Annotated in this window: 11 protein-coding genes and 1 pseudogene; all 12 read left to right on the plus strand. The window is 53.3% G+C overall.

All coding sequences use genetic code 11. The annotated features are described in order from the left end of the window. A partial coding sequence (gene phoR / locus AC2VLY_RS16265) for a phosphate regulon sensor histidine kinase PhoR (RefSeq protein WP_486894086.1) occupies positions 1-1,227 on the plus strand: 1,227 nt, incomplete at its 5' end. 257 nt (positions 1,228-1,484) lie between these two features. Continuing rightward, positions 1,485-2,252: a phosphate ABC transporter ATP-binding protein PstB gene (gene pstB / locus AC2VLY_RS16270; RefSeq protein WP_193649940.1), complete on the plus strand. Its 768-nt coding sequence runs from the start codon at positions 1,485-1,487 to the stop codon at positions 2,250-2,252. Positions 2,253-2,264: 12 nt separating this feature from the next. Next, positions 2,265-2,978 (plus strand): phosphate signaling complex protein PhoU, encoded by a 714-nt coding sequence (phoU, locus tag AC2VLY_RS16275; protein ID WP_193649941.1) that lies wholly within the window; start codon positions 2,265-2,267, stop codon positions 2,976-2,978. A gap of 2 nt (positions 2,979-2,980) precedes the next feature. Continuing rightward, complete coding sequence (locus tag AC2VLY_RS16280; RefSeq protein WP_193649942.1) at positions 2,981-4,492, plus strand: Ppx/GppA phosphatase family protein; 1,512 nt, start codon at positions 2,981-2,983, stop codon at positions 4,490-4,492. 33 nt (positions 4,493-4,525) lie between these two features. Then, entirely contained in the window at positions 4,526-5,125 is a 600-nt protein-coding gene (locus tag AC2VLY_RS16285) for a DedA family protein (RefSeq protein WP_227485236.1), read from the plus strand. 192 nt (positions 5,126-5,317) lie between these two features. Continuing rightward, positions 5,318-6,070: a 30S ribosomal protein S2 gene (rpsB, locus tag AC2VLY_RS16290; RefSeq protein WP_486922656.1), complete on the plus strand. Its 753-nt coding sequence runs from the start codon at positions 5,318-5,320 to the stop codon at positions 6,068-6,070. A gap of 29 nt (positions 6,071-6,099) precedes the next feature. After that, positions 6,100-6,978: a translation elongation factor Ts gene (gene tsf, locus AC2VLY_RS16295; RefSeq protein ID WP_142086369.1), complete on the plus strand. Its 879-nt coding sequence runs from the start codon at positions 6,100-6,102 to the stop codon at positions 6,976-6,978. Continuing rightward, entirely contained in the window at positions 6,979-7,704 is a 726-nt protein-coding gene (pyrH, locus tag AC2VLY_RS16300; protein WP_193649945.1) for a UMP kinase, read from the plus strand. Next, the gene (frr, locus tag AC2VLY_RS16305; protein WP_010638790.1) at positions 7,701-8,261 is read left to right on the plus strand and encodes a ribosome recycling factor; all 561 of its coding nucleotides are present in this window, start codon (positions 7,701-7,703) and stop codon (positions 8,259-8,261) included. The genes pyrH and frr overlap by 4 nt, the downstream gene beginning before the upstream one ends. 5 nt (positions 8,262-8,266) lie before the next feature. Further along, positions 8,267-9,031, plus strand: a complete 765-nt coding sequence (uppS, locus tag AC2VLY_RS16310; RefSeq protein WP_193649946.1) for a polyprenyl diphosphate synthase — start codon at positions 8,267-8,269, stop codon at positions 9,029-9,031. Then, positions 9,013-9,831 (plus strand): phosphatidate cytidylyltransferase, encoded by an 819-nt coding sequence (locus AC2VLY_RS16315; RefSeq protein WP_486922658.1) that lies wholly within the window; start codon positions 9,013-9,015, stop codon positions 9,829-9,831. Before uppS ends, AC2VLY_RS16315 begins: the two co-directional genes overlap by 19 nt. Next, positions 9,828-9,969, plus strand: a pseudogene (locus AC2VLY_RS16320) (1-deoxy-D-xylulose-5-phosphate reductoisomerase); the annotation flags it as partial. The gene AC2VLY_RS16315 and the pseudogene AC2VLY_RS16320, both read left to right, overlap by 4 nt.

The raw sequence follows: 9,969 nt of genomic DNA on the forward strand, positions 1-9,969 counted from the left end.
GTGATCATCGCCTTGATTCTGGCGATCTGGGTTGCCTGGCATCGGCAACAATCCCAAAGTTTCAGTGCCTGGTTCCGTAATCCCGATACTCATCTTCCCCCCCTCGCTGGAGGGCTCTGGGAGGAAACGTTTGCCGACGGTTATCACTGGCGGCGGGACCAGGAGGCCCGACAACGTCAGTTAAGTGCCCAGATTCTTCAGCTGCGCGATGCGCTCCAGGCAATGCCAGACGTGGTAGTGCTCATGGATGAGCGCGGTCAGTTGGTCTGGGTTAATCCTTCAGGTATTCGCCTCTTGCAACTGCAATGGCCGGATGATGTTGGCAAACCCCTGGCCTTCTGGTTGCGTACTCCCAATCTGCGGGCATTTTTAAGCGGTGAGGGCCCTTCAAGTTTGCAACTGGCTGCTCCATCAGATGCCCAGTTGTTTTTGGAGGGCGTGCGTTATCCTTTGGCTGATGCCGGAGCTTTGGTGATTTTTCGGGATGTGACCCGCATTCGCCAACTGGAGCAGGTACGTCAGGATTTTGTCGCCAATGTTTCCCATGAACTACGCAGCCCGCTGACCGTGGTGCGGGGCTTCCTTGAAAACCTGTTGGATGGCCCTCTTGCCGATGATGAAGAAGTTGGCAGCCAGTTGCATTTGATGGAGCAGCAAACCCTGCGGATGCAATCCCTCGTTGAGGATTTGCTTTCGCTGGCGCGTATGGAGGCGGCTGAAGCCGAACCAGAGCGCTGTGATACCGTCATTTTCAGTGCACTGATTGAGGGCGTGCTGGACACGCTCAAGCCCAATATATCCGAAAAAAGGCTGAAAATTCACACGCAGCTGGACGAGACTCTGGGTATTTTTGCGGAGCAGGTAGACTTGACCAGTATCATCCGTAATCTCCTTGAAAATGCTATCAAGTACACGCCCGCAGGACGCAGCATCACCATCAGTTGGGGCCGTGTTCCCGATGGTCTCATGCTGATGGTGCAGGATACGGGAGATGGGATTGCTGCAGAGCACCTGCAAAGAATTACGGAACGTTTTTATCGGGTGGACAAGGGAAGATCCCGGCGGATGGGAGGTACGGGTCTGGGACTTGCCATTGTTCGCCATGCGGTAGAACGCTATCAGGGCCATTTGGATGTACATAGCGAAATTGGCCAGGGAACGGTATTTACCGCACTGTTCCCCTTGTCTCTGGCGCGCAGTGCAGTCAGCGGTGAAGATCTGTCATAAAACGGTAATAAAACTCTGCTATTGTAGGCTGCTTATGTTGCTAGGCTTCACCCCAGAAGGTTGCGGATCAATTTGAAAATTAAAAATGAATGCAAGACACGTCGGCGTCAGTGTGTTGCCGAAAATATTTCAGTTTGCCATGAGTCCTGCGATGAGTGGCAAAATCTTGCCTGGGCGGGTGCGTTAATGGCTACCTTCGCCGTGTTGGTTTTGAGCCTTGGATCACGTTTAATTATTAAAGACAGGAGCCCGCGTTAATGTCGGAACTTCAAAATACCAAAATTGCTGTTCGTCACCTGGATTTTTACTACGGGAGTAATAAATCCCTCAAGGATATCAATCTGGAAATGCCGGAGAAGCAGGTCACCGCTTTTATCGGTCCTTCGGGTTGTGGCAAGTCAACCTTGCTACGGGTATTTAACCGGATGTATTCACTTTATCCCGGGCAACGCGCTACCGGTGAGGTGTTGCTGGATGGGGAAAATATTCTTTCCCCCAGTATGGACGTCAACATGTTGCGGGCCAAAATCGGCATGGTGTTTCAAAAGCCGACACCTTTCCCGATGTCGATTTACGATAATATCGCCTTCGGCATCAAGCTCTATGAAAAACTCCGCAAGGTGGAAATGGATGAGCGGGTGGAAGAAGCCCTGCGTCAGGCCGCTCTCTGGGATGAGGTCAAGGATAAACTCAAGACCAGTGGTTTGGGTCTTTCCGGAGGGCAACAGCAACGTCTGTGTATTGCCCGCGCCGTTGCGGTAAAACCCGAAGTGATTTTGCTGGATGAACCCACTTCCGCTCTCGACCCGATAGCAACCCTGAAAATTGAAGAACTGGTCAGTGAGTTGCGTAATCAGTTCACCATTCTCATTGTGACCCACAATATGCAGCAGGCTGCGCGCGTGTCTGATTACACGGCCTTTATGTATATTGGCGAAATGGTAGAGTTTGGCCAGACCAACCAATTATTTACCAATCCGGCCAAGAAACAGACGGAAGATTACATCACGGGTCGTTATGGTTAAGGAGAACTGAACATGGATAAAGATCAGCATATTTCCCAACGTTTCAATGATGACTTGAACGAAGTTCATGAGCTGGTTCTGGCGATGGGTGGGGTCGTTGAAGAACAAATCAGCAATGCCATTCGCGCATTACAGACCGGGGATAATGACCTGGCCAGGGAAGTGGTAGCCCGGGACCATGAAGTCAATGGATATGAAGTACGGATTGAAGAGGAATGTATCAATATCCTCGCAATGCGCCAGCCGGCGGCCTCGGACTTACGTCTGGTCATGACGCTCATCAAAAGTATTGCCGATCTTGAGCGCATGGGCGATAAGGCCAGCAAGATTGCGGATATGGTGTTGGCCATGGGGCATGGGACGCGCAATTCCAACCCGGCCTTCATGCGCGATGTGGGCGTCATGGCAGATTATGCGCTGAATATGCTGCGTCGGGCCATGGATGCCCTGGCTCGGGCAGACGCTGAACAGGCCATTGCCATTGCCAAGGGTGACGAGGTTCTCAATCAGGAGTACCGGTCTGCCCTGCGTCGCCTGATTACCTACATGATGGAAGATCCACGCACCATTACACCAGCAATTGATGCCCTGTTTATTGCCAAGGCCATAGAGCGTATTGGCGATCATGCCCGCAACATTTGTGAGTATGTGATTTATCTTGCCAAGGGCAAAAATGTCCGGCATCTTCCCCTGGATCAGGTTGAGCAAAGCCTCCAGGGGAAATAATCATGTCGGAACCCGTGACCACTGCAGTATTGGAAAATTATTTGGCAGCAGTGGATCTGGGTTCCAATTCTTTTCATATGGTAGTGGCGGAAGAGCTGGGTTCAGAAATTCGCTTGCTCGACCGCCTGCGGGAAGGTGTGCGTCTTGCCGAAGGTTTGCGGGAGGATGCCACGCTGGATCCGGCCGTCGAAAAACGGGCACTGGATTGTCTGGCACGTTTTGGTCAGCGCCTTCGTGGTATACGTCCCGACCGGGTACGCATCATTGGTACCAACACGTTGCGTCAGGCGAGCGCTGCTGAGGGCTTTGTGCAGGCTATTGAAGCCACTCTGGGTTTTCCTCTGGAAATTGTTGCCGGTCGGGAAGAAGCACGACTGGTCTATCTGGGTGTCGCCCACAGTCTGGCGGTAGATGCGGATGAACGCCGCCTGGTCATTGATATTGGCGGGGGCAGTACCGAAGTCATTGTGGGTCAGGGATTTGTGCCGAACAATCGTGAGAGTCTTCATTTTGGATGCGTAGGTTCCAGCCGCGCCTTTTTCCCGGATGATCTGATCACCACGGCGTCCTGCGAACGCCTTGAAAAAAAAGTGCGTATGGCCGTAGAGCCGATGCTGGATGAATTCACTGGCCATGGTTGGGATCAGGCAGTAGGTTCTTCCGGGACCATCAAAGCAATTAATCGGATCCTAATCGAGAACGGTCAGGGTAGCCGTATTACCCGTCATGGTATGTACTGGTTGCGAGAGCAAATTCTGCAGTTGGGCTCAGTGCGGGCCTTGTCCCGTCTGAAAGGTTTGAAGTCGGATCGTGCCGCTGTTTTTGCGGGTGGATTCATGATTCTTTTCGCCTTGTTCGAGGCCTTGAATATTCAGGAAATGCGGTTTTCAGAGGGTGCGTTGCGGGAAGGTGCCATTTATGACCTGCTCGGCCGGATTCACCAGGAAGACACCCGCGAACTCAGTATTCGCAGTCTCCAGGAGCGCTTTCACAGTCAAACCGGGCGCAACCAGGGTGTGGCAGCCTGGGCGGATCAGTTTTTTGCGGCAGCAATGGCGAACTGGTCTTTACATGGTGCCCATCGGCAATGGCTGCAGTGGGCGGCGTTAACCCATGATATTGGTCTGGATATTGCCCATTCCGGTTTTCACAAGCACGGCGAATACATCTGGCGGAATGCCGATTTGGCGGGCTTTTCCCGCCGGGAACAGGGGGTCGTGGCCGCTCTGTTGCGAACCCAGCGCAAGCGGCTTCCGCATCTGCAGTTCTATGCGGCTTTAGGCATTGCTGCGGAAGACCTGCTGGCAATTCAGCGCCTGGCGGTATTGCTGCGACTTGCCATTGTTTTCCATCGGGGTGCGCAAATTTCGGCTACAGCACCCGCCTTGCAGGTGGTGGACAAAGTCCTGCGCCTGTCACTGCCTGATCATTACAAGGATAAAATGCCTCTGCTTTTTGCGGATCTTGAGCAGGAACAGGAAAATATGGCTCCTGATTTTCATCTCCATTGGTAAGAGGACGTTCCCATCGAATTTCTGAATCCGTTGTTGCACTGGCTGCATCTGCAACCGGTTACCCTGAGCGTTATCAAGGAGTTTCTGCGCCAGTATGGATATTGGATCCTGTTCATCGGGACCCTGCTGGAAGGTGAGGCGGTAGTCATCATCGCTGGGGCTCTTGCCCATGCCGGGGTGCTGGATTTGCCCCTGGTCATTGCCGTTTCCTGGCTGGGAAGCACCATTAATGATCAGGTTTTGTATCAGGTAGGTTCCCGCTATGGCGAGCGGATTCTCGACTGGCTTCCCGCCTTTCTCAAGCGCCATGTAACCCAGGCAGAGGGTTTAATTAGGCGCTTCGGCGATTGGGTGACGCTGCTGTTTCGCTTTATTTATGGGACCCGAACCATCACCCCGATACTCCTGGGTGTGCATCATTATCCACCCCGACGCTACCTGGTCATGAATCCACTGGCTGCTGCTGTCTGGGCCGGCGTCATCGCCGGTATCGGTTATGTTCTCGGGGCTTCCTTGCAAAGCCTGCTGAATGGGGTGCGCCAGGTGCAGATTATTTTGTTGCTGCTGCTGTTTATGGGTGCTTTGCTTTACTGGTTTTGGCATCGCTGGAATAAATCCAAAACCGGTACTTAGCACGGCTGTTTTGCAGCCGACCTGGCCCTAGTGCGCGGTCCAGTCTTGCTCTAGTGGGGTAACTTGTGATAAAACGCGCTGGGCTTTGCCCTAATACGCACACGTAGCCTGAGAGGATTTCCGGGTGTCCGCAAGGATGGAATTCTCGGCCGCGTGGTGGATCTTAACCCTATGAAAACTGGAGAAATCTCTATGAGCAGCAATGTAAGCATGCGTGCCCTGCTGGAAGCCGGCGTGCACTTTGGTCATCAAGCCCGTTACTGGCATCCCAAAATGGCCCCTTACCTGTTTGGTGAGCGCAATCGCATTCACATTATCAATCTTGAACATACTCTGCCCATGCTGCGTAGCGCGCTGGCTTTTATTGAGCAGGTGTCGCGCAAACATGGTCGGGTTCTTTTTGTAGGTACCAAACGCCAGGCGCGTGAAGCGGTAGAGCAGGAAGCTCGTCGTTGTGGCGCCTTTTTTGTCAATCAACGCTGGCTTGGTGGTACCCTGACCAACTTTAAAACCATTCGCCAGTCTATTCGTCGTCTGGACGAGTTGGACCAGATGTCAGCCGATGGCACGCTTGAAAAGCTGACCAAAAAAGAAGGCCTAACCCTGTCGCGTGAGCGTGACAAACTGGAACGCAGTCTTGGTGGTATCAAGGAAATGAATGGTCTGCCCGATGCTATTTTTGTGATTGATGTGGGTCATGAAAATATTGCGGTGCAGGAAGCGCGCAAGTTGGGTATTCCGGTAATTGGTGTGGTCGATAGCAACTGCGATCCGTTGCTGATTGATTACCCCATTCCAGGCAACGATGATGCTACCCGTGCTATCCGTCTTTATGCTTCGCTGGTGGCCGATGCCATTTTGGCCGGTCGGCAAGGTGGTGAAGTGGATTTGCTGGACGAATTCGTCGAAGTGGACGAAGAAACCATTGAAATTGACGCCGATTAACGCATTCACCACATAACCGAGGAGTTTACATGGCTATTAGTGCACAACAGGTTAAAGAACTGCGTGAGCGCACCGGCGCCGGCATGATGGAATGCAAAACTGTTCTGACTGAAGCGGACGGAGATATGGAAGCGGCCATTGATCTGCTGCGCACCCGTGGTTTGGCCAAGGCCGACAAGAAGGCCAGCCGGGTAGCGGCGGAGGGCGTCATTGTTACTGCGCTGAGTGCAGACCAGAAGCAGGGCGTGGTGCTGGAAGTGAACTGCGAGACCGATTTTGTGGCCAAGAATGATGATTTTCTGGCCTTGGCCAAGGATTGTGCCGGGCAGGCTCTGCAACAGGGTCTGAAACAAATAGAGGCACTGGTGGCGGATGCGTCCATTGAAGAGCGGCGCAAGACCCTGGTCAGCAAGCTGGGTGAAAACATCAGTTTGCGGCGTTTGCAGCACTTGCAGGTCAAGGAAGGCGTGGTTGGAGCCTATATACATGGCAGCCGCATCGGGGTGATAGTGGCACTGGAAGGTCAGGCGGCTACGGAAGAACTCGGTAAGGATGTGGCCATGCACGTGGCTGCAGCCCGTCCGGAAGTGGTTCGTCCTGATCAGGTCTCTGCAGAACGTCTGGCCCGGGAAAAGGATATTCTGGTCGCCCAGGCCGCTGATAGTGGCAAGCCTGCTGATATTGTTGAAAAAATGATATCCGGTCGGCTCAACAAGCTGGTCAATGAAATTGCGCTGACCGGGCAACCTTTTGTGAAAGATCCGGATAAGAGCGTAGGGCAGTTGGTCAAGGGTTTTTCGGGAGTGGAAGTCGTCGAATTCATCCGTTTTGAGGTGGGTGAAGGTATCGAAAAAGCACCCACGGCAGACTTCGCCAGCGAAGTAATGGCGCAAGTCCGGGGGTCCTGAATGACCGCTCCCCGGTACTCACGTGTTCTCCTGAAACTCAGTGGGGAGGCCTTGATGGGGGATGGGCAGTATGGCGTAGACCGCGAGGTTGTACGCCGTATGGCTCGTGAAATCAAGGAGGTGGTCTCGTCTGGTGTGCAGGTCGCCATTGTCATTGGTGGTGGCAATATTTTCCGGGGGATGGCCAAGGCCGCCGAAGGTATGGACCGTGCCACTGCTGATTATATGGGGATGCTGGCGACAGTAATGAATGCTCTTGCGGTTCAGGATGCCCTGGAGCATTTAGGCCTGCCGACGCGGGTACTTTCCGCCCTGCATATAGAGCAGGTCGCTGAACCCTATATCCGTAGGCGTGCCATTCGCCATCTGGAAAAAGGTCGGGTAGTGATTTTTGGTGCTGGCACGGGTAATCCTTTTTTTACCACGGATACAGCCGCCAGTCTGCGGGCTGTGGAAATCAATGCCGAGCTGGTTCTGAAAGGAACCAAGGTGGATGGCGTGTATACGGATGATCCGGTCACCCACCCCGAGGCCATGCGTTACCGTGAATTGTCTTACAGTCAGGTTCTGGAGCAGAATCTTCAGGTGATGGATGCGACAGCTATTACCCTATGTCGTGATAATGATATGCCCATCATCGTTTTTTCCATCAACAAATCCGGCGCTTTGATGCGGGTAATGCTGGGTGAAGAGGAAGGCACCTCGGTGCGTAGAGAGGTTCCATGAGTATTCAGGAAATCAAAAAAGACGCTGAAACCCGGATGAAAAAAAGCATCGAATCCCTCAAGGGGGAGTTGACGCGTCTGCGTACCGGTCGCGCCAGTGCTGGCTTGCTGGATCATGTAATGATTGATTATTACAATGCTCCCACCCCACTGGCCCAGGTGGCTTCGGTTTCCGTAGCCGATGCCCGTTCTTTGGTGGTGACACCCTGGGAAAAAAACCTGATCCCAAAAATTGATAAAGCCATTCGCGATGCTGGACTGGGACTGAATCCGGTGGCCGGTTCGGACAATATTCGTGTACCTCTGCCGGCCCTTTCTGAAGAGCGGCGCAAGGAAATGGTGAAAGTAGTCCGGCAGGAAGGCGAAGGTGCCCGGGTGGCCATTCGCAATATCCGTCGTGACAGTATTTCTCAGGTCAAGGACCTTCATAAGCAAAAAGTCATTTCCGAAGACGAAGAACGTCAGGCAGAAGAGGCTTTTCAGAAGCTGACTGATCGCTTTGTAGATGAAGTAGATGCCGTGGTGGAGGCCAAGGAAGCTGACCTCATGGAGGTCTGAGTATTATGGCTGTACTGCCTGGATCAGAAGCGCCTAAGTTCCCTCGCCATGTTGCGGTCATTATGGATGGCAATGGCCGCTGGGCGTATCGGCAGCATTTACCCCGTGTGGCCGGTCATCGACGGGGAGCTGAAGTCGTCCGGGAGATGGTTCAGTCCTGTGTAGACCTGGGTATTCCCCATCTCACTCTCTTTGCGTTTAGCACTGAAAACTGGCGGCGGCCTCCTCTGGAGGTGCGTCTGCTCATGAATCTGTTCCGCTTGCTCCTGAAGCGGGAAGCCCGCAAGTTGCATGAAAATGGGGTGCGCTTACGGATTATCGGCGATCGCAGTGCGCTGGAACAGGATATCCGTCAGTTGATTGAAGAAGCTGAAAATCTTACCCGGGATAATACACGTCTGCAACTCAACCTCGCAGTAAATTACGGTGGACGTTGGGATATCGCCCAGGCTACACGCGCTGCAATTGCTGCCTATCAGTCTGCAGACTTGAATCTGCAGGATCTCAGTGAGCAGGATATTGCCCAACATCTGAGTCTTGCCGATGGACCCGAGCCGGATTTGTTGATTCGTACGGGTGGGGAAGAACGCATCAGTAATTTTCTGGTCTGGCAACTGGCGTACACAGAATTCTATTTTACCGACACGCTCTGGCCGGATTTTGATCGCGCCTCTCTGGAACACGCACTGCATTCTTTTGCACATCGTCAAAGGCGTTTTGGACGTACTGGTGATCAGGTTCTGGAGGGCGATTGCTTCGTCAGCGACTGATCACCGCCGCCTTTTTGTTGCTGCTGGTTTTTGTCCTGATTTTTCAGGCTTCCTCTCAGATTTTCCTGGTTTTTTTAATGCTGCTCGCCCTGCTTGCCGGACAGGAATGGGGTCGCCTCAGCTTATTCTCCAGGTCTTTTGCCCTGCTTCTGGGGCTGTCGCTCGCGCTGCTTTTGCTGCTGCCGCTTTGGTTAAATAACCTGATCGGTCCCATGTTGGCAGATGTTTCGGTAGCCGCATGGTTATTATGGGCGGTGCTGATGCTTGCTGTGTCACCCAGCATGCTACATAGAGCTTCACTTTGGCAGCGTCCGCTTACGGGTTTCCTGCTTTTGCCAGCTTTTTTGCCAGCTTTCTGGTTTGCCTTGCAACTTCAGCGTCAGTCCCCCCATCAACTTTTGTGGGTGATTTTGATAATCAGCGCAGGAGATGTAGGTGCCATGACATTTGGGAAACTGTGGGGCCGGCGGCGGCTGATCCCACAGGTCAGTCCGGGCAAAACCTGGGAAGGCCTCCTGGGTGGCTTGCTTGCCAGCGCCATTGTGGGCACACTGGGCGCATGGATCTGGCTGGGGGCTCACCCTCTCGTATTATGCTCAGGGGCTTTGCTGGGAGTGGTGACAGCAATATTTGCAGTCATTGGTGACCTGGCAGAAAGTTATCTCAAACGCCGCGCAGATCGTAAGGATAGCGGGCAATTACTGCCGGGACACGGTGGTTTGCTTGACCGTCTGGACAGTATCAGCGCGGGTATTCCGGTTTTTGTAGCCGGGCTTTACTATCTGGGTTGGTGGAAATGACAAGAGGCATCTGCATACTCGGAGCCACGGGCTCCATTGGGAAAAGCACCCTGGACGTGCTTTCACGCCATTCCGATGTATTCCGGGTGGTGGCCTTAACGGGTAATCATCGTGTTGCGGAGATGCTGGCACTCTGCA

Source organism: Acidithiobacillus sp. TH-A36, assembly GCF_057473445.1.